Raw genomic sequence first — 25,970 nt, forward strand, 5'->3', positions numbered from 1 at the left:
GGGGTTCGTTTATTGTTCTATTAGGTTTAAAAAAAAGTATTTTAGTAACTATCCATAACCTACAACCGTCATAAACAAATATTCCCTAAAAACAGATATATTAGCTTTTAATGAAAACCATAAAGCGACTGTTACCCCTACTCTTTCTTCTTACGACAGGACAGTGTTATGCAACGGACCATTCCGACACCTCAATTATTAAAACGCACCTCACAGCTATCACTAAAACGGGGCAATTCCGCACCTATAAAAACATTGACCAGCTCAACAAAACAGCCGATTACATCAAAACAATCTTCACGCAATATTCCGATAGCGTTTACATTCAGGAATATTCAGCAAATGGCCAGGTGTATAAGAATGTAATTTGTTCGTTTGGAACGGAAAACACAAAGAGAATTATTGTAGGCGAACCAATTGAACAAATGTTACCTACTGATGGGTTATAGTTAGCTACTGATGAGTCATAATAACCTACCGATGAGTCATAGTAACTTACTGATAAGTATCAGTACGCTATGATAAGGCATCCAGACTTTTCAATTTGCGTTGGTTACCTACTATAAGGCATCACTGCGCAGCTATGCATATCAGTTTGAAACTTTAAGTCGCCAGTTGTTGACTTTTGATCTATTTTTCCCAACATACGACCCTATCTTAAACACCGAAAGATTAAACTACCGTACTGACACACAAAGTGAGCTACTGATGACTCATAGTGAGTTTTGGATTCAACATTATGCGTTTCGAGGCCAAACCTGAAGGTCTCTGGGAATGTTTTATATTTGACCGATGGTTAGCGATCACTCTTTATTCGGCACACCCGAAGCACGGAACAATTTACTACAAGCCCTGGAAGACATGCATTACCTGTTGAGCAGGAACTACCCCCCCAAAGCCACCCTGGCATTGGCAGGCAACAGGTATCAGCTGGTACAACGCCAGCTACAGGCTTTACAGGGCATGTCGTGCTCGGCAGAAGAGATGAGTAAGCGAAAACAAAAAGAATTATTGCCCACTGCCCTTAAAGACCAAACCATTCTTCTCGATGGCTTTAATGTGCTCATCATACTTGAAACAGCACTCTCCGGCGGTTATATTTTTGAAGGCCTCGATGGCTGCTACCGCGACATAGCTTCTGTACACGGCACTTATAAAAAAGCACAACATACCGAACAGGCATTGATCACCGTTGGCAACACCTTACAACAACTGCAACTGCAAAAAGTGATGTGGGTATTTGATGCACCAATCTCGAACAGTGGAAAATTAAAGGGCACCTGTTATGAGATTGCCGAAAAACATGGCTTTCCCTGGGAGATCATACTTGATAATCACCCCGACAAATACCTGATAGACAACAAAGGCCTTGTATGCAGCTCCGATGGCTGGGTGCTTAATGAATGCACCGCCTGGTTTAACCTGGGCGCACATATCATCAACAATACACAAAACATAAATTCCCTGGTATTTAAAACCCTTTAAGCCGCTAATTGATTAAACAATAACCCATTACAAATACCGATTATATTTTACCACCTCCATAAAAAAGAGTAATTTAGGGTGAACGCCTCGGTTAAGCTCATTTGTTTTAGTAGCTGCTTACTATAACAATGTATCTCCATTAATATGTCCCTATATGAGAATAACCGTAGACAGAAAAATATTGGGCGGGGTTGTTTTTTGCTCCGTTATTTTATTCTCCATAGCATTTATTTCCTTTTATAACAGTGAGAAATTCAGAGAAACAAATCAATGGGTAACTCATACCCACGAGGTATTGTATGAGTTTCAACAAATACTAATTCATTGTGTTGATGCCGAAACCGGCGAAAGGGGTTTCATTATAACCGGTAATGAAAAATACCTGGAGCCTTATAGCAATGCCAGTACACAGATAAATGAACATCTCGCCAATGTTAAAGAGCTGACAAAAGATAACCCCCGGCAGCAAAAGAATGTACAGGACATTCATCAACTCATTACCCGGCTAACAGAACGCCTTTCAGCAAATATCGCTATAAGAAAGACAGCCGGATTTGAAAAGGCACTGCTGGCAGAAGCAACAGACAGTTCGAAAAATATTTTAGATAATATTCGCAAAGAAATTCGCGATGCCCGGGTAATAGAAGAAGGGTTACTTTTTAAACGAAAACAGGATAGTGAAACAGATGCCCGTAACTTCAACAATATCTCCATTATACTTGTAATTACCATCGCTATCGTTCTTCTTTCCGTATACCTTATCATCATCTCAAACTTTAAAGCACTCAGGCAGGCGCAAACAGAAGCAATTAACAAGAACACGATCCTTGAAGGCACCAGCGGTTTGGCAAAAGAAATACAGGGTAACATACAGGTAAGCCACCTGGCACAAAAGGTGATCAATTACCTGGCCGTTTATACAAATGCCAGTGTAGGCGCCCTGTATATTGCCGGCGAAGACACCCTTAAAATGATAAGCGCTTATGCTGCCGCCAAATCACCTGAAGGCTGGCCGTTGATTCGTTTTGGTGAAGGCCTGGCCGGACAGGCAGCTGCAGAAAAAAGTACGATCCATGTAAGCAGTATTCCCCCTGGTAATTTTGATATAAAAACCAGCTTTGGCAATGTAACGCCCAAAAGTGTTATTGCTTTTCCTGTTATTTATGAGAACAGTGTAACGTGCGTTATTGAACTGGGCACACTAACAGAATTCACACCCATTCATTTACAATTTCTGTCAATAGTGGGCGATAGTATAGCCGTAGCCTTTACGTCGTCACAGGCGCGGGAACAAACAAAAGAACTGCTGGAAGAAACACAACGCCAGTCGGAGGAACTGGTAGCCCAACAGGAGGAATTGCGGCAAACAAATGATGAATTACATACAAAGACAGAACAGCTTGAAAGATCGGAAATGGAATTGAAAGCACAACAGGAAGAACTGCAACAAACCAATGAGTCGTTGGAGGAAAAAGCCACCTTGCTTGAAACGCAAAAAAACAACCTTAAGGCGGCCAAACTTGAAGTGGAAGCAAAAGCACAGGAACTTCAACAAAGCGGCAAATATAAATCGGAGTTCCTTGCTAATATGTCGCACGAATTAAGAACGCCACTTAACAGCATTTTAATATTGTCGCAATTGCTGGCAGAGAATAAACAAAAAGTACTTGGTGAAAAAGAACAAAAACACGCGCAGAGCATCTATAGTTCAGGTAAAGAACTGCTTAGCCTGATAAACGAAGTGCTCGATCTTTCGAAAGTAGAAGCAGGAAAAATAGAACTGGATATTACCGAAGTGAGGATCAGCGATATAGTGAACAACATGCATAGCATGTTCAATGAAATGGCAAAGAACAAATATGTTGAATTCTCCATTAACGATAGAACCGGCCTGGAAAATTTAATTTTATTGACCGATGAACAACGGGTGGAACAGATCCTGCGCAATCTTCTTTCAAATGCCTTTAAATTCACCAGCCAAAGCGGAAAGGTGCAACTGGAGATTGGGATAAAAACTTATAAACAGCACCAGCGTATTAGCTTTACCGTCACCGATACCGGCATTGGCATCGCTAAAAATAAACAGGCCCTCGTTTTTGAAGCTTTTCAGCAGGCCGACGGTTCAACAAAAAGAAAATATGGCGGCACCGGTTTAGGGCTATCGATCAGTAAAAAGCTGGCCCAGGCGCTTGGTGGTGAAATTTACCTGCAAAGCGAAGAAGGAAAAGGAAGCACGTTCACGCTTGATCTTCCGCTGAAATTCGATGAATCGGATTCGACGTTACCGAATGATAAAATAGAAATAAAAAAGCCTGAAACCGGTGAAATTAAACGCTCTGTCACTGAAGGTATAATTGATATTCCCGCCAATGTTACTGACGACAGGTATACTATTACGGCCCATGACAGGGTAATTCTGATCATTGAAGACGATGAGGACTTTGCACAAATACTCCTGAATTTTGTAAAAAAGAAAAATTATAAAGGCATTATTACCCAGCAGGGTAATGCAGGTTTAAGCTTTGCCCGGCACTACAAACCCGACAGTATTATACTTGACATGAACCTGCCTGAAATGGATGGCTCGGAGGTAATAAAAAAACTAAAGGCCGACCCCGAGCTAAGACATATTCCCATACAAATTTTTTCGGGCCACGACCGCAAAAAAGAGACCATGGAACTTGGGGTGTTCGACTTCATCAGAAAACCGGTTACCCAAACCGATATAGAAACGGCCCTTGACCGCATGAAAGAATTCACCCTGAAAAAATTAAAGAAACTCCTGATCATTGAAGACAACAAAGAACAAAGCCAAACCATAAAAGAACTGATAGGTAACGGCGATATAAAACTATTTTCGGCCTACAGCGGCGCCGAAGCCTATGAAAAAATGCGGATAGAAAAATTTGACTGCATCATTATTGACCTGGGCCTGCCCGATATGAGCGGAATAGACCTGATGGAAAAGATCAAAAGCGATACCGAACTTGCAAAGATCCCCATCATTGTGTATACCGGCAAAGACCTGAGCAAAGTAGAAATTGCCCGCTTGAACCAGTTGGCCGATACCGTGGTATTAAAAACAGCCAACTCAATTGAACGCTTATTAGACGAAACTGTTCTTTTTTTACATTATGCCGAATCTAAATTGCCGAAGGAAAAGCAGCAGATGATACGGAAGGTACATCGGTCAGACGAGGTGTTAAAAAAGCGGAAGGTGCTGCTGGTTGATGATGACATGAGAAATATTTACTCATTGACAAACGCCCTGGAAGAAGAAGAACTGGTATGCCTGAATGCCGGTAACGGAATAGAAGCGTTGCAAAAGCTGGAAGAAAATACAGACATCGATATTGTACTTATGGACCTTATGATGCCCGATATGGATGGCTTTGAAACAATGCAACAGATCAGGAAAATAGATAAATATGCAAAGCTGCCGGTAATTGCACTTACCGCAAAAGCCATGAAGGGCGACCGGGAAAAATGTCTCGAGGCCGGCTTTTCTGATTACATTTCTAAACCGGTAAACTTGACCCAGTTGATCTCGCTTATGCGGGTATGGTTATACCGGTAAAATCCCACACAACATATACGTTTTTTTCGTAAATTCAGTAGAACAACCCCTTTACTTATAACGATTGCCATGAGAACGTATATACTGCTGGCGGCCCTGGCTGCTACGTGCCATTTTGCATATGCGCAAGTTCCCGTTATTTCATCTTTTACCCCTGCATCGGGCCCCATTGGCACCCAGGTTACCATTAGCGGCCTAAATTTTAGCCCTACAGCTGCTAATAATAGCGTGTATTTTGGCGCGGTGAAAGCAACGGTCCAATTGGCCAGCGCCATCTCGTTAACAGTTACCGTTCCTTACGGCGCAACCTTCCAAAGGACATCAGTTGCGGTGAATAATTTGATCGCTTATGCGCCCCGCCCGTTTATTGTAACGTACACAGGCGGTGGCATGAACTTTACCGCCACTTCATTTGCCCCTGCTACCAATTTAACAGGCGATTCTTATGTAACCGCTGCTGATATCGATGGCGACAATCGTACAGATCTTATATATGCCGGTTCGGTAACCAATAAGATCACCATCTATAGAAATACTACCACCGGCAGCACCCTGTCGTTCTCTCCCACGGACATCAACGGGTATACAACTCCCACCTGTATAAAAACCGGCGATGTAAACGGCGATGGTTTATTAGACCTGGTAGTAAGCTGCCCTTCTCAGTTCAGGTTATATATCTTAAAGAACACCAGCACGCCGGGCAATATTTCATTTAGCAGCGGCCTCGCCCTGAACACCGTTACCGGGCCCAGGAAAATTGCTATTGGTGACCTCGACAACGATGGCAAAGCAGACATAGCCTGTTCCCTCGCCTCTGTAAACGGTATAGGGGTATTTAAAAATACGTCTACCGGGGCCAATATCAGTTTTGCAGCCAAATTAGACTTTACCACTACCGGTTCTGCTGAAGGTATTGCAATAGGTGATTTGACCCAGGATGGGAAACCCGAAATAATAACCGCCATCGGTGGCGCCGGGGGCATATCATTGCTTGAGAACACAAGTACACCCGGTACCATCTCATTTAACCCAAGGGTACATTTTTTTACTGACGGCGCTCCTTATGAAGTAGCCATTGCTGATGTTGATGGCGATGGCAGGGCCGATATGATCTCTACTAATACAACAAGTAATAATATTACGATCTACAGAACTAATGGATCAAATCCCCTGACCTTTGATACTAAGATCAACCTGTTGACAGCTACCGATCCGCGCGGCCTTGAACTGAGCGATCTGAATTCAGACGGCAAACCGGATATTGTAATCTCCCACTCCGGTTCCGATTCTGCTATTAGTATACTAAAGAACATAAGCACACCCGGCGCCATTGCGTTTGCAACTTTTGTTAAATACGGCCCCAACCCTGGCCTGGGTTCGGTAGCCCTGGCCGATCTTAACAATGACGGCCTTACCGATATAACCATCGGCAAACTTCAAAGCAGCGCACTATCCATCTTCAAAAACCAGCTAAACATAAATACGGTGCCGGCGCCCTGTGCGCCCAAACCAAAACCCGTTATTACTTCCAACGGCACCACTTTAAGCACCACTGCCGGTTTTGCATCTTATGAATGGTATCGCGATAATGTGCTGATACCAGGGGCCGCCACCAACCAATATAATACCCCGCAAAATGGCGTATACAAAGTGATCGTTGGCGATATAAACGGCTGCAAAGACACTTCCGATAATTATACTTATGTAGCTACCGGCATCAATGAAGTTGTTCTTCAGGGTTATACCATACAATTAAATCCCAATCCGGTTATTAACGAGTTGAAAATACAGGTAGATCAACCAGCAGGGGGTAATAACAACATCAGTATGGTGATCACAGACGTCGTTGGTAAACGTATTCAATCACAAACGTTGCAACAAGGCACCAATACTATTTATGTTAACAACCTGGCGCCAGGCATTTATATGGTAATGCTGAAAAAAGGAAGTTCAGTAAAAACAATTAGAATCCTGAAAGCGCCATAATACATCTATATCTCCTTTTGCAACTCTACAAACGAAAACTCGCCCAATGCCTTTGAAGATGGATTGGAAAAAGGGATCAGCTTTCCCGTAGGCTTATATCCTTTCCGTTTGTACCATTCAATCAATTCATGCCGTTGATCTATAACGGAGATGGTGATAGTAGCATATTGATGGTGCCGGGCAAACGTTTCCGCGTGCTGCATTAACAGTTTACCAATGCCCGATGCCTGAATTTGCGGGTCAACCGACAGCATACCAAGATATAAAGTATCCGTCTTTTTTTCAAGCAGTACACAGCCAACAATATTTCCCTGTTCATCTGCACACCTGAGAATGGTAACGGCAGGTTGTTGAAGATAGCTCTGCAGATTCTCTTCCGTGATCCTGGGACCCGCCACCAGGTGGCCTTCCGAGGTCCAGCTTTTACTGCCTGGCTGGCCGTGATAGGCGCTGTTCACGATCTTTATAATACCAGGAAGATCCGGAAGCGTGGCAGGTTGAATATGATATTGAGTGCTCATGGTTAGTTGATGCAAGATACTTTAGAACTTTACAGGAAATTATTTAAATTGAACGCTATCTTTTACAATACCCATAACGAAAACGTATGAACAAATCCTTTGTTCGCCTCTGCTTCTTCTTTTTGTTGATCATTACCTTAAATAGTAACCGAATCTTTGCGGCGCCCCAAAAACCGTTGACCACAAAGCAGGTAACGTCGCTGGCGCTGTTGGGCAAAACATGGGGATTTTTAAAATATTACCACCCAAAGGTAGCAAAGGGAAAGTATAACTGGGACCAGGTACTTATAGACAAGATACCTGTATTTCTTTCTGCCAGCAGCCAGCAGGAAGTAAGTGATCGTCTACTGAACTGGCTGAATGACCTGGGCCCGGTAGATGCCTGCCCTACCTGCGATAATACACTAACCGGCCGCTTAAGTTATAACCTCGATACTGCATGGATAACAAACAGCGGGTTTACACCCGAAGTAATAAGTAAACTACAATTTATACTGGCCAACAGAAGCCAAGGCGAAAACTATTATGCGGGTTATGGCAAATTTAAACAGATCAAAGTTGTCCATGAAGACTTATACTACACGCAGGAGTTTAAATTTCCCTCACCAGCCTACCGTTTATTAACCCTGTTCAGGTACTGGAATATCGTTAATTATTTTTCGCCCTATAAGTACATCACAACCACAAAATGGGACCATGTACTAACCCGGTTCATTCCTGACTTTTATGAAGCGAAAGACACCTTGCAATATCATGTAAGCATAATTAAATTGATAGCAGCCCTGGGCGACGGCCATTGCGCAACAAATAGCTGGTCGACCCAGTTGCAACAGCTATCGGGCGATTTTAATCATTTACCGTTCAGGTGCTCCATTGTAGAAGGGAAAGCCGTAGTTACATTAATTACCAATGATTCATTGTGCAAACAGCAGGGCATTGCACTAAACGATGTTATTGTAAGCGTTGATGGTGAAACAGTTGAAAAAAGAGTAAAAAGATATTTACCGTATGTTTATAATGCGAGTAACGATGATGCCCGCCTGCAGTCTATTTGTAATTCATATTTATTTTCAGGGCATACCGGCAATTGTGATATCACCAGGCTTACACCAAATGGCAAAATAGAAAAACTTACCATTAACAGGTATACGAAAGAAACGCCTTATGCGCCGCCTTTTACGCCAACATGGAAGATACTGCCCGATAATATAGGTTACATTGATATGGGATTGTTACTGCAAAAAGATGCCAAAGCTGTAATGGATTCGCTTTTTGCCACAAAGGGAATTATTATCGATTTACGTAATTATCCTAACAATACCTGGCATATCATTGCGGCCCGGTTAACTTCAAAGAAATTTATAATGCCCCGCTTAGCCTATCCCGACTCAAGTTATCCCGGCCTTTACAAATACCATCCCGACATATTTGGTGAGCCCAATACCAATCCTTATAAGGGCAAAGTGATACTGCTTGTAAATGTATTCAGTAAAAGCCATTCAGAATACAGCGCCATGGGCTTACAGGAGGCCGCAAAAACAATTACCATTGGCAGCACAACAGCAGGCGCCGATGGCTCCTTAACCGATTTTATAAACTTACCGGGTGGAATTTTAACCAGATTTTCGGGCCTCGGTGTATATTATTCCGATGGCACCGTGGCGCAAAAGACCGGCGTAAAGATCGACATCGTTTGCAAGCCAACCATCAAAGGTGTGCAGGGAGGAAAAGATGAGTTGGTAGAGAAGGCGGTGAGTGTGATCAATGGAAACTGATGGGTATAAAAACAACAACCGCTGTGCACTTGGTAGTGTACAACGGTTGCATTTCTATGTATTATAAGACCCGTTTTAATACACGGTCAGCATTTCTGCATGCCTGCCATTCATGATCACCAAATATATTCCCGGTTTAGGACGAACATTAAAATTAACGGAGTATAATCCCTGTTCGGTTGCACCATATTTCTTACTGAACAGTACCCGCCCCTTCAGGTCGGTAACGGTTACAGTCATAGCGTTGGCAGAAGCGCCATTGTACTGAATATAGAAACGGGAGCCGTTTACCGGGTTGGGATAGATCTTCGCCCTGCCGGTATTGTTAGCAATGACGTTACCGGCGTTATTGTGGGGCACGGTTTGCCGGCGGCTGCCCGATGCAAGGGTCATAAATTTCATTTTTTCAATATCCAGTACCCGGCCGCTGTTCCAGTTCACCGTCCAGCTATAGAACCGCATGGTTTTAGGTTTGTTCCAATGCGCGGTATTATCTAAACGGGCTACTTTCAATGCGGTGAACGGGCCATATTGTACAATAGCGCTATCGCCCGTCATACTGATCTGTAGAGGCTGGCTAATGGTATAGATGGCTTTCATGGCGGCGTTGGCGCCGGTAGCAATCACCTGGTTATTGGCGTACAGTTTTGTAATGCCGCTACCATAGTCGGAGCTCCAGAAAAAGCGCACCAGTATTTTGCCCTGGTCGTCGAGCACTTCCAAAAAGCTGCCGCCCGCGGTATTGGTTCCCAGGTTTTCACCATCTTCATTGGGCGAATTGCCTTCATAATTTACAACACCGCTTATTTGCCAGCCAGGTACGCCATTGGCAGCAACACCCAGGTCCCTGCTGACGTTAGCAGTGGCTGCAGTTTTGTTTACGTATTTAATAACAAGATCGGGTTGCAACCGGTTGTACCCTTTCGTTCCGGTTTCAACATTCCACCAGCGGGTGTATTGGTTCGAATCTATTTCATTAACAGGATCTCGGCTCCAACCATACATGTTATTCTCCAGTATGGTATGATGGTTTAATTTTTCAAGCAGATCGTAGCCATTCCTGTAATCGGGCAGTTCTGCAGGGTTCAACTGCGATGCCGGAATTGTCGTCTTTGTCTGACTGGCGCTGCTCCATGATAAACCCGCCGATGATGCGCCACCAGTATGGTATACTTCCAACCGCACCGGATATCGTAAACCGGCTGTCATGCGAATGGTATCGCTGTACTCTGCAGCCGTGGCCGCATTTCGTTGATCAACCAGCAGTTTGCCGCCCACCCAAAGCCGTACGCCTTTATTGGTGGTGGTATAAATGCGGTAGTTCTCGCTGTATACCGGTTGAATAAAACCAGTATAGCTCACTGAAAAATTATTGGTATCGGCAAGGCTTACACCGCTGTGGTCTATAAATACCATGCTGTCGATGCGGCTTGCCACACTGTTCATGTTGTTCATGTCGGCACTATTGTAATATGTAGTGGCCAATCCCCTGCCGGTATCGGAAAAACTTACGGGTATGGTTTGCAGCTGAATATTATTGAGCCCGGTAATGCGCCAGCGGTGAATGCCGCCATGATGGCCTTCATCGTTATGATACAGGAAAGCAGTATCACCCATTCTGATTATATTGGCGCTATAGGCATTACCCGCCATACCATAGGGCGCCTCCTGCCCTGCTACATCGGCACCTGTTACGCCAAACTGGTTTACAAACAAACCATTGTCGTATACAATATTCCACTTGTTGGTTTGGCTGTTCTTCCAGAATTCACCATGATAACCCCAGAAAATAGTACGGCCGCTGGCCATGGCGGAAACGCCCGAGTATTGTACATTATTCCCAATATCGTATGTGCCTTCCGGTGGAAAAGGGCCGGTATAATCACGCAACGTGCTCATGGCCGTACGCCATAACCATTTGTTTGTACCCTTTTTAATACCGCCCAAATGGTAATTATCCCAACCCGGATGTACATTGCCGCCATCAAAAGCAACCACCACACCGGTACTGCTCACTTCGCCTGTTCTTACTTTAAGCTGATTGCCAAACCAGCCGGGGTCCTTGCTGGTGGCAGGCGGGGTGGTAGCCTGTATTGAATCTACGCCCCATATGGGATTGTTGTTTGCATCGAAACCGGTAAGGTTCTTTTTACTCCAGGTACTTACCTGTCCCAGGGTCAACGTTCTTGTTAATTTACGCAGCGAACCATCGGGATACAACTGAGTGAGGTCACCAGTATTAATAGCAATGTATACACCGGTATAACGCAGGTTACCGGCGCCCGGCAATTCCACCACCTGCCATTTATCGGTAACGGCCGTAATGCTGTCGTAGGCCAGCGCATAGGTTCTCCCGTTGCTAAGAGTGGTTACGCAACGCAGCCGGTTATTATGATCTTCATGTGCAGTGGTGATATTATAGCCCCAATTACGCACCATCGTCCATGAACCGTTATTACGCCCCAGTGGTTTTGTATAATCAACCTTGTATTCCATATAGTCGGCGAACACGCGCTCAGGGTTATTGGGATCAACAAAACAACTATAGAAATGCGGAATGTATTGAATACGATCGAGGAATGACCTCGATGGGGTATAGTGTTGCGCACGTGCATTGCCAAGGTCGCCTACCCAAAAGCTGCCATTGGGCTGATAAGCAATGAAGCTGCCCAGTACGGCCCGCATATCGCTGAAATAAAACTTGTCGTTGCTGAGGTTGGGCCCGGTTAAATAACCGCCTGCCTGGCCAAAGGTCCATACAGCAATGCCTGTAATGCTATTGTAAGCCTTTAACTGTTGGCTGGTACCGGCATCGGCTACTACTACGGTTTCATTATCGGGGGCACAGGAAATAGCTACCGGTTCAACAATTGCCGGCAACACAACACCCGTTGGGGTAAGCATACCATTGATATCAACCGAAAATTTTTCAACCCGCCGCGCGCCGCCCGAAGTATAAGCCATCCATAAATTACCACTTGAATCAACTGCCAGCGCACCGGCATTGGTATGCGAAAGAACTTGCACAACGGCGCCTGTGGTCTTGTTCAATACATGCAGCTCATTGAGCGTGGAATGCGATGCAAATAAAAAATTACCGTTGTATTGCACCGCCAAACCGGCCACCACCCCACTGGCATTGTTGATGGTATCTATTACACTGGGGTACGTTCTGCCTGCATAACATTTGTACGAACGCCCCGCGCTGAACAGCACCTCCGAATCATTACCGGTGCTGGTAGCGAAAATAAAGTAATAGTTGGTACGGGCGTCGTACCCTGCCCAATACACATTAGTACCATCGGTAGCCACAAAGCGGGTGGCCTGTCCCATGCCCTGCCCTGCCGGCATTATTTGAATACGCTGGCGCGGTGTATTTAGGTTGAACTTTAACTGGCTGGGGTTGCCTTCGGAATAATTCTTTGAATAATAGGCATACTGTCCGGCAATGGCCATACCCGATATGCGGTCGAAACCACGCTGTATGGTGCCACCGGTTACAGAATCGGAATTGTTGCCGATGGTTCCCTCCCAAACGGCGCTAACATTGTTGCTTAATACCTTGATATAATACGTACCATTTGCGGCCAGCACGCTGTCGTCGGTAGTCCCATTCCAGCTACCGGTATGCGTACCGGCAGTATAAGTAACGCCGCTCCATAAGGTTTTAATAAGGATACTGTCTGACGTATACACGCCTGCGCTTGTTTTGGCAGCGGCGGGTAAAGTAAATGTAAAATGAACGGTATGGGAAGGAATGGAATCTACCGCTTTTACCTGTTGAGAAACAAAAAGAAAAAAGAAAAACACGAGAGGTACGGGCACATAAATGCTGCCCCATTGTTTTGATTGATGCATACAATAAGGTTTTACCATAGCAGGGATCTATTTACACTATAGATCTTACCAATATACTTTCCAAAGATATATACAGGTATTGCAATAAAGTGCACCATGTGACCAACTAAGCGGAACTCATTCCCCCTCAGCGGCACCTCGTTTGCATTGAAGTAAGTACCTTGTTATGCCCAAGCTTAGTATATGAACAACGAAACAGACAATGCGTGGCAACAACCATCCGCCGGGGAACAGGTTGCCCCTAATTACTGGCTTACCCGTTTTGTGATACTTCGTTTGCTGGGTGTTATATATGCCGTTGCTTTTCTGGTGGCCATAAACCAGGTGCTTCCGCTCATTGGCTCACATGGTTTACTTCCGGCAGAAGTATACATTAAGAACGTGAACCAATGGCTTGGTTCAACCGGCGCTTTTATGCGACTACCCTCCTTGTTCTGGTTCTGGCATTCTGATACAGCGTTTTTAACAGTTGCGTGGGCAGGCTTTATTTTATCGTGCCTGGTGGCGGCAGGTTATGCAAATGCCATTATCATGGTACTTTTGTGGGTGCTGTATATGTCGCTGGTGCATATAGGGCAGGAATGGTATGGGTACGGCTGGGAAATTCAATTAATTGAAACCGGTTTTCTGGCTATATTCCTTTGCCCGTTGCTCAACATGCGCCCCTTTCCCCGCCGGGCGCCCCCATTTCTCATTATTGTTTTGTTCCGATGGCTGGTTTGCCGGCTTATGCTGGGCGCAGGACTTATAAAGCTTCGCGGTGATGAAATATGGCGCAACGGCACCGCGCTGTATTATCATTTCGAAACACAACCCATTCCCGGCCCATTCAGCCGCTGGTTCCATTTTCTGCCACATGCTTTTCTGAAGATGGGTGTATGGTTCAACTGGCTGGCAGAATTGGTTGCCCCGCTTTTTGTTTTCTGGCCCCGGCCGGCACGGCATATGGCGGGTGTTGTGATCATCTTATTTCAGTTTACGCTTATTATCAGTGGCAATCTTTCTTTTCTCAACTGGCTATCCATCATTCCGGCACTGGCCTGCTTCGACGATGGCTTTTGGGCGCATGTGCTTCCCCAACAGCTTGTGCGCAAAGCCAATGAAGCCCGCGAAGCCGCTGAATATTCAAAGCCTATGCAAATGACGGCCTTTGTAGTAACTATGATCATCGGGTTTCTCAGCTTTCAACCGGCAATTAATCTTTTGTCGCCGAGGCAGATCATGAACACCTCCTTCGATCCATTTGACCTGGTTAATACCTATGGCGCTTTCGGCAGTGTAGGGCTTGAACGGCTAAATGTAGTATTTGAAGGAACAACAGATAACGATTCAACCGACAACGCACATTGGCAACCCTACATCTATAAAGGACTACCGGTATTAACCAACCGGCGCCCGGCGCAAATTGCGCCATATCAGTTACGGCTCGACTGGCAAATGTGGTTTGCCGCCATGGGCACACCCGATGACTATCCATGGACGTTGACGCTCGTGAATAAATTGTTGCACAATGATGCGTTGGCTACCGGTTTGTTTGCCCACAATCCATTTACCGCAACCCCACCCCGCTACATTAGAGCTGTATTATATCGCTACCGGTTTGCCAAACCCGGCAATGCACAGGGTGCGTGGTGGATACGTGAGAAACTGGGGCTTTGGTTGCCGGCTATATCGGCCGGTGATCCGCGTTTGCCTGAGGCAACCGTTATATGAGTCGCTTTTACCCCCCTGATTGTCACAAATACCCCGCATCTTGTATAATATTGTTGGCGACATTTGTACCAACTATTTCATCCACTTAAAAACGATCTTATGCCAAAAATAATTCCCCATTTATGGTTCGATAAAGAAGCAAAAGAAGCTACACAGTTTTATACAACCGTGTTTCCCGAATCAAAGATCACGCATGCCAGCGTAATTAAGAATACGCCCTCGGGCGATTGCGATATCATAAGCTTTGAGTTGTGGAACCAACAATTTATGGCCATCAGCGCCGGGCCATATTTTAAGTTCACACCAGCTACTTCATTTATCGTAAACTTCGATCCCTTGTTCTTTGGTTCATCGGCCGATGCAGCCCGGGAAAAAATTGATGCAGTATGGAACCAGCTGGCCGATGGCGGAACGGTACTTATGCAAATTGGTGAATACCCTTTCAGCAAACGGTATGGCTGGGTGATGGACAAATACGGCCTGTCGTGGCAGCTGATGCTCACCAATCCTGAAGGCGAAAAACGGCCACCCATTATTCCTTCGCTGATGTTTGTAAAAGAGAAAGCCGGCAAAGCAGAAGAAGCGATCAATTTTTATTTATCGGTTTTTAAAGATGCAAAAGCAGGCAACCTGCATCGTTATCCCGCCGGCATGGCGCCAGATAAAGAAGGCACCCTTATGTTTGCCGATTTTATGCTGGAGAATAAATGGTTTGCCGCTATGGACAGCGCCCGTGAACACAAGTTCGACTTCAATGAAGCTGTGTCATTTCTCGTAAGCTGTAGCAATCAGGCTGAAATAGATTATTACTGGGAAAAACTATCAGCAATTCCACAGTCAGAACAATGCGGCTGGTTAAAAGACAAGTATGGCGTATCGTGGCAGATCACCCCTGTTCAAATGCAGGAAATGATGAGTAAAGGGTCACCGGAACAAATAAAACGGGTAACGCAGGCATTTTTGCAAATGAAGAAGTTTGACATTGCAAAGCTGAAGGCGGCTTATGAAGGGAAATAAGAATAAAAGCTGAACGCTGAACGCTTAAGGCTGAACGCCTGAACCCGAATTTCCGGCCATCCTTACTTTCCGATGCCTCGTGAAAGTTCAGCAAAGGCCGGTCTAAAAACGCTGTATATTCTGTAGGATGAATACTTGACGCGAGCATGCCTTTCGAGAAGCCAGCCTTAAGCGTTTCGCGTTTAGCCTTCTTCACATGGTATAAAATCTTTCCGCGGCTATTGGCCCCGGTACACTGCTTTCTCCCAGCAATTGCCTGATGTTTATTTCAATATTACGCGCAATGGTGGTAACCGGTGTGTCGCTTGGGCGATTGCGGAACGGGTCTTGTAAATGAAACGCACTTTTTTCAATAAGGAAAAAACAGGCAGAAATAACCACCAGCATTGGTATTTCAAACAGGGCGTTCACATTATCCAATGCTATGGATAAAGTGACCACAAAAATATAGATGATTAAATGCAGGTAATACCTGTAAGTAACAGGAAACACGGTAGTATTGATGCGCTCAGCCATACCCATATAATCTACAAGCGCACATAAGGTACCATTCAATTCAACATACATATACGAATCCAGCTTACCTGCTTCTTTTAATTGCTGCAGGTCTTTTGCACTCAGCTGAACAATAGCCAGTGGTTTATTATTATGCTTTTTTAATACCTCAATATCTTCTTTGCTTAAATATTCAGCAAGGTTTTCCAAAGGCGCCAGCCCCCTTAAAGACCGCCCCAGGCAATAACACCACGCTATTTGCCTGTAGGCTATAGTGCGTATAAATTCATGATGCTCCCCGCTAAGGAAGGTTTGTAATTGAATAACCAGATTCCGCGAATCGTTGACTATAGAACCCCACACCTTCCTGGCTTCCCACCAGCGGTCGTACGACTGGTTCATTTTAAAAGATAATAATACAGATATGGCAGTACCCAAAAATATTGGAATGTTAAGCGGAATTTTAGGTAACAGGTTATCATAACGCTCACTAAAATACTGAGCAAAAAGTCCTACCAGTAATACCACTACAAGATCAAACCATACTTTTTTGATCATGTAGGCCATTGGAAATCTATTATCTAACAGCATACCGTATTTTTATAATATCCAACTTTATAGATTGGCCCTTGCAAAGAATGGGCCGGGTCAGGTATGAAAGTATGCTGCTGAAAATTCTTCCTGTTTAAATAGCAGGCAGCCTGAAAATTTTTCAGATAGCTATCTGTTCATTCCAGGTCCCCTATACGCATTCGGCATCTTTTCAGGCATTCTCCTGTTTCGCTGTACCGGCATTCGCGCATTCTTGGTTTCATCTGGCACAATACATAACATATTGTCGAACGGCATCTGGTATACTTTACCCATGGCAACAGAGTCAACCAGCTTGCCTGCATAATACCATTTTCTATTATTTAAAGCATTGATAATTGAAAGTTTACGGGCGGTTGAATCTGATTCCGGCTTTATGACCCTTACAAAGGGTTGCCGAAGCTGCGCAGAAGTCGTTATTGTCGCCATTATAAATAATACCACCAGCCAAATAAATGGGTTCCGCATAACGTGATTTTTTAACACGATGCACGCGGTCGCCCAATTACACACGGTAATAAAAATATTTTTTCAGCCAGATGCTGATGGCGGTCAGCACAAAGCAAAATACCGTTTTTTTACCCTGTTTTTGCCATGATTGCTGTCGTAACTTGAATGGAATGATCTAGAAAACTTCAGGTTATGATGGGTTTTAAAACTGCTAAAACAAAAAGAAGTTTCACCTATTCGGCTGTAATACTGCTTGTAATAAGCATTTTTATATTAACCTACTGGTATTACTTCATTCCCAGTAACAGAAAAACAATTCATAAGAACGGGTTCCTGATACTGCAAACCATTGCCGGCAATATCAATGATCTGTCATCTATCCGCAAGTCACTTTTTAGCAACTTTTACGAGAACGCGCTTTCAAAAACAAACAGAAACCCGCAATTGACAACAAAAAGGGAATCTATTATAGACTCGTTGCTGAAAGATAATAAGCTACTAAATGCAAAGGTAAAGGTTCGCAAAATGAAGGTGGTTGATAAAGCCGCCGATGACATCCGCGTTGAAGATGGAAAGCTGCTGGTATCCATCATCGATGATAGGTTAAAAGAAAAAGCTGAGTTTTCGGAAGATATAACACCCCTGCTGGAATCAATTTTGTCAACGAAAAGGTCAGAGCTCTTTAAATCGTACCTGTTGGGAAAAATGAACGACTCCATAACGGAATTACTTTATTACGATAAAGATCTGGCTGTTCGTTCAGACAAAGGCATAGATAGTCTGTTACCTAAAGGCGAGGAAGCCTACTTAACAGGAATACGCGAATTAAACCTGCATGATGTAAGTCAAAAGGTATTTTTTTATCCATTCCGACTTTACCAAACCCAGCTGATGATCTGCGGTTTTGTTGATACAAAAGAATACAATACTGCATTACGTAAAGTACCTTTTTACTTTCTTTACCCACTGGTGATCACCTTTCTTTTACTGCTGGTTTTGTTACCCATTATCAAATTTTACGTAATGGACCCCAATGAGCAGGTACGCGTTAATGACGTCGTTCTTTTTGGCATGTCGGTGTTTACAGGCGCAGCGCTCATTACCCTAACAATCATCCATTACTATCTTTGGAAAGGAGAAGAATACCGGGTAAGGCAAAACCTGTGCACACTATCAAAGCAAATTGCAAAAAGTTTTACCGACGAGATCAAACGATCATATGAACAGCTTACCATCCTTGATAAATATAAGATCGATCTTCGCCTCAAAACTAAAAAACAGTCCGATTACTCCAATACGATCAGGAACTTTGTTCGCGTCAGCGCCCCTGCGAGTTATTTTTACTTCGACCGCATTAGTTGGGTCGATAGTTCAGGCGATCAAAAAATAAAAGCAGACCTCTATTCAAAACCTGTTTTCACCAACGTTTCAAAAAGAAAATATTTCGACGTCTTTAAAAAAGGCGCCCCTTACTCCTTACCCGGCGACCGTGAAAAGAAAATAGGCATGGAACCTATTTACAGCATCACGAATGCCGATTTCAATATTACTATAAGCAAAAAAGACACGATGCCCGGCGGTTATATTGTAGCCCTGGCCATACAACCTAACTCCGTTATAAATTCGATACTGCCCGCCGGCTATGGTTTTTGTATCATTGATGAACAGGGAAATGTACAGGTGCATTCCGATAAGAACCGCAACCTGAATGAGAATTTTTTTGAGAAGATAGAACCGGCCTCGGATATATCAAGCGCCGTGATAACGCGCCAGGAAAAAGAAATAAACGATGTGGTAGCATATGGAAAAACGCACCAGATGCTGGTATTACCACTCGAAAACATGCCTTTCTATTTGATCACTTTCTATGATAAAGGATTTATTGTACCGGTAAATATGCGCATTCTGATATTTGCGCTTGCGTTTTGTTTTTTATCGTCCCTTACCTGTATGGCGCTATGGTGGATAATGACCCCCAAATACAGAGCCATGCATCAGCTTGTATTCTGCAAACTGGATACTATTTCCTGGCTAATTCCACGGCCGGCCGAAGGAAGCTTTTATTTTCATGCGTTCTGGTTTGTATTAATGTACCTGGTTGTACTGATGGGCTATGTGTTTTATCACAATCATTACGACATAAGCAATTTTAGCATTCTGATGTTCCTTATATTAACCCCGGTGAACATTGCCATCAGTTTAAGTACAATGCGCACCAGTTTTATAAAGCCGTTAAAAGACAATAATCTAAAAGAAAGAATACCGGTATTCATCAACGTTGGCATACACCTTATAATAAGTCTCTTTATTTATTATGCCACATACAAAAAATTTCCCATTACTATTGGATTTCTGCTGTATCAGTTCGCCATTAATGCTTTGCTTTGGATGTACGCCCTTACTAAAAGCAGTTCGCGTTTATTTGAAATTGGCTCAGGAAGATCTTTCTTAAACTGGTACGATCGTTTGGCCACTATTATGGTGCTTGTGCTGGCCGTGTTACCCAGCGCCATGTTTACCTGGTACGCACATAACCAGGAAATAATACAATCGGTAAAACGGCAGCAATTGCATCTTGCCCATGCCGTTAGCGACCGAAGCTATGTATTACAGGAAATGAAAGGTGTAAAAAGCACTTCTATACCCATGCCCCCTCATTACCTCGACTCTTTACAATTACAGAATGGCATTTATACCATTTATACCGATAGCGTGGAATACAAAGACAGCATTGTAACAAATCAAAAAGAAGAAAATAAATATGATAGCTTTTATTTTTCCATTGCAGAAAAAGTGAGTAACCCCTATTATAAACAGCAGCCCTATGCCGCCCTTACTAATGTTGCTGATGATAGTAGCTGGTATTGGCAACGGCAGGGTTCCAATATATATTTCAATTATTACACTACTTTACCTGCATTGAAAAGGCAAACAAATACGCCGGAAAAGAAAATATTAACTATTAGATCGAAACTGCCACCACGATTTATATTCCTTAACTCCCCCGAAAGCCTTATTCCTTTGTTGGTGATGGTTGGCCTGTTAATATACGCACTGTTTGCCTGGTTGCGAATAAACCTGCACCAGATCTTTTTGATCAAACACATTTATGGTAAAAAAGATCCCCCGCTTTCATTTAGTGCATTTACCAACGATACCATTTACCCCAACCAGCAGAAACTGTATCAAATGGAAGAAGAAATTGTAGACGACATTAATAACAAGGAGGATAAATACGATGAGATCTGGAAAAACTGTACTGAAAAAGAAAAGTTCTTATTGTACAATATGGCCCGTGACGGACTGATCAATTATAAAAACACCATGGAGATCATTTCGCTTATAAAAATGGACTTACTTATTATTGATAAAGAAAGAATAAAGCCATTCAGTCGGGGATTTCGCGCTTATATTCTCAGCGTATGTACTGAAGATAATGCCGATATGGTGCGCATTCAGAAAAAGTATCTTGAAAACTCTTCGTGGCAATTGATCCGCATGCCGCTGATGATATTATTAATAGGCATTGCCGTTATTATCTTTTTCACCCAGCAGTATATCTTCGATAAGCTGTTGATACTGGCCGGCGGCATAAGCACGTTGGCGCCACTTATTATAAGTGTATTGGGTGGAAGCAAACAACAGCCGGGCCCCAAAACCTCAGGTTCATAGATCATCACAGGTGAGCAAAAATTTTAGCAGCTGCTGAACCTTTTCAGGGTATTGCCCGTTTTATATCAGTTCTAACCATTTTTTAATTTAACATAAGCGCATATTTATATCTTTGCCCATATTTTTAACGTCAAACGGTACAATTCTTGTACTCCCTGCGAAAAAAAATCGTATACCCACTATTTTATGAAGAGAATTATTCCTGTAACAACGGTATTTATTGGTACCCTGGCCCTGTTAAGTAGTTGTGTTCCCACTAAAAAATTTAAAGCATCCCAGTCGGCATTACAAAGCGCCAGAAACGACAGCGCTTCACTTGCTCAAAAAGTGAGCAAACTGGAAGGTGACATTAAACAACTGAACCAACAGATAGCCGATCACCTCAAAACGATCGATTCAAAATCAAAAAGCATTAGCGAGCAGGAAGAGCAAATTGACAAACTTTCCAGAGAAATATCTGACCTGAACAAGGAAAAGGTAAAATTGATCAATGATGCTTCCAGCAAACAATCGCAACTTACTAAGAGTGGTCAGGAATTGCTTAGTCAAAAGAAAAAGCTGGAACAGTTACAAGCACTGATGGACCAACAGAAAGCCGCCATCGAAGAGATCAGGAAAAAAATGGCCGACGCCCTCAATGGCTTTAAGTCGAACGAACTTACCGTATCAACTAAAAATGGTAAAGTATATGTGAGCCTGCAGGAAAACTTACTGTTCCCTTCAGGTAGCGCGGTAGTGAACCCTAAAGGAAAAGAAGCCCTGGCTAAACTGGCTGAAGTGCTGAATGTAAATACCGACATCACTGTAGATATTGAAGGCCATACCGATTCAATTCCCATTCGTGGTAAATACCAGGATAACTGGGACCTGAGCCTGGCACGCGCTGCATCTATTGTAAGAATACTTACGATCGATTACAAAGTAACGCCTGAAAGAGTTGTTGCTTCCGGCCACAGCCAGTTTGAACCCATTCAATCGAACAGCACAGCAGAAGGAAGAGCACAAAACAGAAGAACAGATATCATCTTATCGCCCAAGTTAGATGAGTTGTTTAAGTTGCTGCAAGCGCCTTCTTCCAAGTAGTAAAGTAGTATACCACCATAACAAAAACGTAAGGGGCTGTCACTTTCCATTGACAGCCCCTTACGTTTTTTTATTATCAATTATTATTGTTTATCTATCCTATACAACCTGCCGCCATCTGTGATGGCATACAGGGCTTCATCTTTACCTTGCGTAATATCCCTGAACCGCTGGCCTTCGCTTTCCAACAATCTTTCCTCCCCTACTACTTTGTTATCTTTTATAACCAGGCGTGCAATATGGGTACCGCTTAACGCACCAATAAACAGATCGTTCTCCCATTCAGCAATACGATTGCCTTTGTAAAACGTCATTCCACTGGGCGAGATAACAGGGTCCCAGTAATACACCGGTTGTTCCAGGCCGTCTTTCTGTTGAATGGGTGGATTACCTATGGCCGCTCCGCTATATTCGATACCGTAAGTAATAGTTGGCCAGCCATAATTAGCGCCTGGCTGTACCCGGTTGATCTCATCTCCGCCACGAGGGCCATGTTCGCTTTGCCACAGATCACCGGTCTTTGGATGTATAGCAATGCCCTGCGGATTTCTATGACCCATGCTATACATTTCGGGCAATGCGCCAGACTGGCTAAAGGTTGGGTTACCCGGTGCTGCCGATCCGCTGGTAGTAATGCGGACAATTTTTCCCAATGCAGCCGTTACCGATTGCGCCAATGGCCTTGAAGCCAATATAGAGCGCTCGCCAGTGCTTACTAGCAAATTACCCGTTTTATCGAATAATATGCGGCCGCCGTAATGCAGGTCGCTGGCAATGGCGGGATTGGCGCGATAAATTACAGTGGCATTCTCGATACTTGTCTCACTATCGGCCAGCCTGCCCTTGGCAACAGCAGTTACTGTGCCGCCCGATGCAGATTCAGAAAAAACCCAATATAACATTCTGTTTGAGCTGAATTGCGGGTCAATAGTAATGCCTAACAAGCCACCCTGACCCGAAGCATTTACAGCCGGAATGCCGGTGATGGCGTTGCCCACAGCGCCGGTACTCGTAACAATACGCATACGGCCTGCCTTTTCCGTTATCAGCAAACGCCCATCGGGCAAACTGGTAATACCCCAGGGTGCAGTAAGTGAAGAGGTTAGTACAGTACTTTGAATAGCGGCCGAAGTACGAACACCATTGATACGGGTTTGGCCCGTAAATGCGGGTGGGTAATTCGTATTGGCAGGTTTGGTCTCCACAGGCTTACCTGTAGAGGGCGAGTCAGGTTTTTCGTCTTTATCATCCTTTTTGCAGCCATTCAGCACTATCAACGCAACTGCAAGGGTGATAGACCAGCGAACACATTTCATGTAATTTCCTTTTTGTGGTGGATAAATTAGAGTTATGCCTACATGATAAAAAATCGTTCCAGACAGCGCTTTTACCACCACAAAATATTCACAAGCAGCTCGAATAGTGAGGTGCGTTAGATATGTTGCCTTAAAACATCAACCAGTTGCTTTTTGGAAGCCACACCACTCTGCCGCCATATAGGCTGGCCATTTCTGAACAGAATGAGCGTAGGTACGCCGCTCACCTGGTATTGTTGCGCAATGGCGGGCGATTTATCTACATCTATCTTTATAATTCGAACAGAGTCGCCAATATCAGATTTCACTTCTTTAAGTACAGGCGCCTGTACTTTGCAGGGGCCACACCATTCGGCAAAAAAATCAACCAACACCGGTGTACTGTCGTTCAGTAAAGTGTGCAAACTCTCTTTCATGATAAAAGTTTTACCATGCAAATTTACCGAAATTCATCAAATGATCTTCAGCGCCAGGGCATATTGAAGTTGAGCCTTAATTAGACGTTTTTTTATATGAAAGCGACTTTTTATTTTTGAACCAATGGATACGGAACAATTCTTTCAAAAGATCAGAAGTTATACCCCGCTTAGTTCAGCAGCTGAGCAGGCCTGGCTGGCATTGTTAAAAGAAAAGACCTATCGCCGGGGCGAAAACTTTATCAGTACAGGTACAGTGCCCAGGAATGCTGCCTTTGTTACCAAAGGACTTTTTTCACAATACTATATCACCGATAGTGGCGATATGGTTATAAAATATTTCTTTGCCGAGGGCGCCATTGCAGGATCGATACCCGCTACCTTAACAAAAACAGAAAGTGTTTTTACCATTACGGCGCTGGAAGACACTACTGTGATCGAATATAATTTTCATGAGTTTAAACAACTGGTGTCAAGCTACAGAGACATTGCAGAATTTTATATCAGGTATATGGAAAAACATTGGGTCATAGATAAAGAGCCCTATGAGATCTCGCTCCGGAACGACTCGGCCAAAACGCGTTACGATGAGTTCCTTAAAAAATACCCGCAACTTGTAAATCGGTTAAAAAAACATCATATAGCCGCCTACCTTGGCATTACGCCCACCCAGCTGAGCAGAATATTCTTCGCCAATAAATAATTTTTTCGTTTCTCAACATATGTAAAGGTTTTTGAAAACCCAACGGCCCATCTTTGTGTCATCAATAACAATTAAAACAAATAACGATGGCAACAAAAGTTTTCATTAACCTTCCGGTGAAGGACCTTGGCAAGTCGATGGACTTCTTTAAAAACCTTGGCTTTCATTTCAATCCACAATTCACCGACGACAAAGCCGCCTGTATGGTAGTGAGCGAAACCATTTATGTGATGCTGCTCACTGAAAATTATTTCCAAACATTCACCCGCAAAAAGTTATGTGACTCTATGCAGTCGACCGAAGTGTTGATAGCGCTTGATTGCAACTCAAGAGAAGAAGTAATACAAACCATAAGCAAAGCGCAAGCCAATGGCGCGCAGGTGTATGCCGAACCACAGGACCATGGCTGGATGTACCAGCATAGCTTTGCCGACCTAGATGGACACCAATGGGAATTTGTTTATATGGACGAATCACAATTACCAAAACAAGACTAAACAATTAACCATGAGCAATAAAATAGATGAGTTTGTAAGCAAACTTAAACATCCTTTAAAAAAGGAAATGCAATCGGTAATACAGATCATCCGTGAAAGCAGTAATAAACTGGAAGAAGATATAAAATGGGGCGGCCCCAGTTTCGACTACAAAGAACCAATGGCAACGTTCAACCCACGGCTAACTGAATATGTGGCGCTTATCTTTCATAAAGGCGAGCTGCTAAACGACAAAACCGGGTTGCTTGAACCGGGGCCTAAAGGTAAAGCCTATGCTAAATTCCGCTCAATGGATGATGTGAAAAAGCACAAGGCAAATCTTCAAAAAGTGGTAAAGGGCTGGATAAAGTTGATGGATGCGTAAGTATGATTAACGCGGCTGATGCTGGAAACAATAACCATTGGCAATATGAGTGGTATGTTTACAGCGGGTGCCTTTTTTAGTAAGACCTTTGCATTGAACAGACCTGCTCTCCCCTACTGCCTTGTTTTCGGAAGACAGCCTCAACTGGTTTATATTCGGTTTACATATTTTACAAGGTTCAAGCCCCGACTCTATCGCCTGCGCGGGCGTTATTTTCTCCGATACATTTTTTACTGAACGGCAATTACCGAGGTGATACTTTTTACCGTATGGTGTTTTATAAATGGATTGGCTATTCGCCAAAAGGGAGAATAGAAGTAAGAATAACAAAACAGTATATGTTTTGAGGGGCCGGGGCATGGGTAAAAAGTAGTAAAAAAAGTTGGTGAATGCAAGAGCCTAGATTGGATGTGTATTCATAATCAATGGGTAAGTCAGAATTGCCCGTGGG

Annotated in this window: 19 protein-coding genes; 12 read left to right on the forward strand and 7 right to left on the reverse strand. The window is 43.7% G+C overall.

Translation table 11 applies throughout. The annotated features are described in order from the left end of the window. Window positions 1–110: 110 nt before the first annotated feature. The 4 genes from GGD38_RS00580 to GGD38_RS00595 all read left to right on the forward strand — a co-directional run bounded on the left by GGD38_RS00580 (window position 111) and on the right by GGD38_RS00595 (window position 7,048). Window positions 111–449, forward strand: a complete 339-nt coding sequence (locus GGD38_RS00580; protein ID WP_375299978.1) for a hypothetical protein — start codon at window positions 111–113, stop codon at window positions 447–449. Between the two features lie 343 nt (window positions 450–792). After that, window positions 793–1,485, forward strand: coding sequence for a DUF434 domain-containing protein (locus GGD38_RS00585; protein ID WP_375299977.1), 693 nt, complete (start codon window positions 793–795; stop codon window positions 1,483–1,485). Between the two features lie 154 nt (window positions 1,486–1,639). Beyond that, the gene (locus GGD38_RS00590) at window positions 1,640–5,062 is read left to right on the forward strand and encodes a response regulator (protein ID WP_375299976.1); all 3,423 of its coding nucleotides are present in this window, start codon (window positions 1,640–1,642) and stop codon (window positions 5,060–5,062) included. A 69-nt stretch (window positions 5,063–5,131) separates the two neighbouring features. After that, window positions 5,132–7,048: an FG-GAP-like repeat-containing protein gene (locus GGD38_RS00595; RefSeq protein WP_375299975.1), complete on the forward strand. Its 1,917-nt coding sequence runs from the start codon at window positions 5,132–5,134 to the stop codon at window positions 7,046–7,048. Between the two features lie 5 nt (window positions 7,049–7,053). Here the strand turns inward: GGD38_RS00595 and GGD38_RS00600 are convergent, their stop codons facing one another. Next, the gene (locus GGD38_RS00600) at window positions 7,054–7,569 is read right to left on the reverse strand and encodes a GNAT family N-acetyltransferase (protein ID WP_375299974.1); all 516 of its coding nucleotides are present in this window, start codon (window positions 7,567–7,569) and stop codon (window positions 7,054–7,056) included. Window positions 7,570–7,655: 86 nt separating this feature from the next. On the opposite strand from GGD38_RS00600, the gene GGD38_RS00605 reads away from it, so the two are divergent. Then, the gene (locus tag GGD38_RS00605) at window positions 7,656–9,344 is read left to right on the forward strand and encodes a S41 family peptidase (RefSeq protein ID WP_375299973.1); all 1,689 of its coding nucleotides are present in this window, start codon (window positions 7,656–7,658) and stop codon (window positions 9,342–9,344) included. Window positions 9,345–9,419: 75 nt separating this feature from the next. Here GGD38_RS00605 and GGD38_RS00610 read toward each other — a convergent pair whose 3' ends face one another. Continuing rightward, on the reverse strand, window positions 9,420–13,202 hold the full coding sequence (locus GGD38_RS00610; protein WP_375299972.1) for a PA14 domain-containing protein: 3,783 nt from the start codon (window positions 13,200–13,202) through the stop codon (window positions 9,420–9,422). A gap of 183 nt (window positions 13,203–13,385) precedes the next feature. Here GGD38_RS00610 and GGD38_RS00615 point away from each other — a divergent pair, with 183 nt between their 5' ends. Both GGD38_RS00615 and GGD38_RS00620 read left to right on the forward strand, forming a co-directional pair. Further along, the gene (locus GGD38_RS00615; RefSeq protein ID WP_375299971.1) at window positions 13,386–14,915 is read left to right on the forward strand and encodes a lipase maturation factor family protein; all 1,530 of its coding nucleotides are present in this window, start codon (window positions 13,386–13,388) and stop codon (window positions 14,913–14,915) included. A 99-nt stretch (window positions 14,916–15,014) separates the two neighbouring features. Further along, window positions 15,015–15,932 carry a VOC family protein gene (locus tag GGD38_RS00620; protein WP_375299970.1) on the forward strand — a complete coding sequence of 306 codons (918 nt, stop codon included), beginning with the start codon at window positions 15,015–15,017 and terminating at the stop codon, window positions 15,930–15,932. Window positions 15,933–16,124: 192 nt separating this feature from the next. Here GGD38_RS00620 and GGD38_RS00625 read toward each other — a convergent pair whose 3' ends face one another. Both GGD38_RS00625 and GGD38_RS00630 read right to left on the reverse strand, forming a co-directional pair. Continuing rightward, entirely contained in the window at window positions 16,125–16,994 is an 870-nt protein-coding gene (locus GGD38_RS00625) for a bestrophin family protein (protein WP_375299969.1), read from the reverse strand. 153 nt (window positions 16,995–17,147) lie between these two features. Beyond that, window positions 17,148–17,486, reverse strand: a complete 339-nt coding sequence (locus GGD38_RS00630; protein ID WP_375299968.1) for a hypothetical protein — start codon at window positions 17,484–17,486, stop codon at window positions 17,148–17,150. 174 nt (window positions 17,487–17,660) lie between these two features. On the opposite strand from GGD38_RS00630, the gene GGD38_RS00635 reads away from it, so the two are divergent. Further along, on the forward strand, window positions 17,661–21,140 hold the full coding sequence (locus GGD38_RS00635; RefSeq protein ID WP_375299967.1) for a cache domain-containing protein: 3,480 nt from the start codon (window positions 17,661–17,663) through the stop codon (window positions 21,138–21,140). 186 nt (window positions 21,141–21,326) lie between these two features. Continuing rightward, window positions 21,327–22,223, forward strand: a complete 897-nt coding sequence (locus GGD38_RS00640) for an OmpA family protein (protein ID WP_375299966.1) — start codon at window positions 21,327–21,329, stop codon at window positions 22,221–22,223. An 83-nt stretch (window positions 22,224–22,306) separates the two neighbouring features. Here GGD38_RS00640 and GGD38_RS00645 read toward each other — a convergent pair whose 3' ends face one another. Beyond that, window positions 22,307–23,539 (reverse strand): PQQ-dependent sugar dehydrogenase, encoded by a 1,233-nt coding sequence (locus GGD38_RS00645; RefSeq protein WP_375299965.1) that lies wholly within the window; start codon window positions 23,537–23,539, stop codon window positions 22,307–22,309. 116 nt (window positions 23,540–23,655) lie between these two features. Further along, on the reverse strand, window positions 23,656–23,955 hold the full coding sequence (trxA, locus tag GGD38_RS00650; protein WP_375299964.1) for a thioredoxin: 300 nt from the start codon (window positions 23,953–23,955) through the stop codon (window positions 23,656–23,658). A gap of 124 nt (window positions 23,956–24,079) precedes the next feature. Here trxA and GGD38_RS00655 point away from each other — a divergent pair, with 124 nt between their 5' ends. From GGD38_RS00655 to GGD38_RS00665, 3 genes are all read left to right on the forward strand, one after another. Then, on the forward strand, window positions 24,080–24,658 hold the full coding sequence (locus GGD38_RS00655; protein ID WP_375299963.1) for a Crp/Fnr family transcriptional regulator: 579 nt from the start codon (window positions 24,080–24,082) through the stop codon (window positions 24,656–24,658). Window positions 24,659–24,744: 86 nt separating this feature from the next. Next, entirely contained in the window at window positions 24,745–25,155 is a 411-nt protein-coding gene (locus GGD38_RS00660; protein WP_375299962.1) for a VOC family protein, read from the forward strand. 10 nt (window positions 25,156–25,165) lie between these two features. Further along, window positions 25,166–25,519, forward strand: a complete 354-nt coding sequence (locus GGD38_RS00665; RefSeq protein WP_375299961.1) for a DUF1801 domain-containing protein — start codon at window positions 25,166–25,168, stop codon at window positions 25,517–25,519. A gap of 6 nt (window positions 25,520–25,525) precedes the next feature. On the opposite strand, the gene GGD38_RS00670 is transcribed toward GGD38_RS00665, so the two are convergent. Continuing rightward, window positions 25,526–25,879: a DUF5763 domain-containing protein gene (locus GGD38_RS00670; RefSeq protein WP_375299960.1), complete on the reverse strand. Its 354-nt coding sequence runs from the start codon at window positions 25,877–25,879 to the stop codon at window positions 25,526–25,528. Between the last annotated feature and the right edge of the window lie 91 nt (window positions 25,880–25,970).

The organism is Niastella sp. OAS944, from assembly GCA_024809215.1.
Taxonomy (GTDB): domain Bacteria; phylum Bacteroidota; class Bacteroidia; order Chitinophagales; family Chitinophagaceae; genus Niastella.

Excerpts from the sequence above, each read along its gene's own strand:
- GGD38_RS00585 (WP_375299977.1), top strand. The coding sequence starts at position 793 with ATGGTTAGCGATCACTCTTTATTCGGCACACCCGAAGCACGGAACAAT.
- GGD38_RS00625 (WP_375299969.1), bottom strand. The coding sequence starts at position 16,994 with ATGGCCTACATGATCAAAAAAGTATGGTTTGATCTTGTAGTGGTATTA.
- GGD38_RS00580 (WP_375299978.1), top strand. The coding sequence starts at position 111 with ATGAAAACCATAAAGCGACTGTTACCCCTACTCTTTCTTCTTACGACA.
- GGD38_RS00605 (WP_375299973.1), top strand. The coding sequence starts at position 7,656 with ATGAACAAATCCTTTGTTCGCCTCTGCTTCTTCTTTTTGTTGATCATT.
- trxA (WP_375299964.1), bottom strand. The coding sequence starts at position 23,955 with ATGAAAGAGAGTTTGCACACTTTACTGAACGACAGTACACCGGTGTTG.
- GGD38_RS00645 (WP_375299965.1), bottom strand. The coding sequence starts at position 23,539 with ATGAAATGTGTTCGCTGGTCTATCACCCTTGCAGTTGCGTTGATAGTG.
- GGD38_RS00670 (WP_375299960.1), bottom strand. The coding sequence starts at position 25,879 with ATGCCCCGGCCCCTCAAAACATATACTGTTTTGTTATTCTTACTTCTA.
- GGD38_RS00665 (WP_375299961.1), top strand. The coding sequence starts at position 25,166 with ATGAGCAATAAAATAGATGAGTTTGTAAGCAAACTTAAACATCCTTTA.
- GGD38_RS00600 (WP_375299974.1), bottom strand. The coding sequence starts at position 7,569 with ATGAGCACTCAATATCATATTCAACCTGCCACGCTTCCGGATCTTCCT.
- GGD38_RS00640 (WP_375299966.1), top strand. The coding sequence starts at position 21,327 with ATGAAGAGAATTATTCCTGTAACAACGGTATTTATTGGTACCCTGGCC.
- GGD38_RS00620 (WP_375299970.1), top strand. The coding sequence starts at position 15,015 with ATGCCAAAAATAATTCCCCATTTATGGTTCGATAAAGAAGCAAAAGAA.
- GGD38_RS00615 (WP_375299971.1), top strand. The coding sequence starts at position 13,386 with ATGAACAACGAAACAGACAATGCGTGGCAACAACCATCCGCCGGGGAA.
- GGD38_RS00590 (WP_375299976.1), top strand. The coding sequence starts at position 1,640 with ATGAGAATAACCGTAGACAGAAAAATATTGGGCGGGGTTGTTTTTTGC.
- GGD38_RS00660 (WP_375299962.1), top strand. The coding sequence starts at position 24,745 with ATGGCAACAAAAGTTTTCATTAACCTTCCGGTGAAGGACCTTGGCAAG.
- GGD38_RS00655 (WP_375299963.1), top strand. The coding sequence starts at position 24,080 with ATGGATACGGAACAATTCTTTCAAAAGATCAGAAGTTATACCCCGCTT.
- GGD38_RS00595 (WP_375299975.1), top strand. The coding sequence starts at position 5,132 with ATGAGAACGTATATACTGCTGGCGGCCCTGGCTGCTACGTGCCATTTT.
- GGD38_RS00630 (WP_375299968.1), bottom strand. The coding sequence starts at position 17,486 with ATGCGGAACCCATTTATTTGGCTGGTGGTATTATTTATAATGGCGACA.
- GGD38_RS00610 (WP_375299972.1), bottom strand. The coding sequence starts at position 13,202 with ATGCATCAATCAAAACAATGGGGCAGCATTTATGTGCCCGTACCTCTC.
- GGD38_RS00635 (WP_375299967.1), top strand. The coding sequence starts at position 17,661 with ATGATGGGTTTTAAAACTGCTAAAACAAAAAGAAGTTTCACCTATTCG.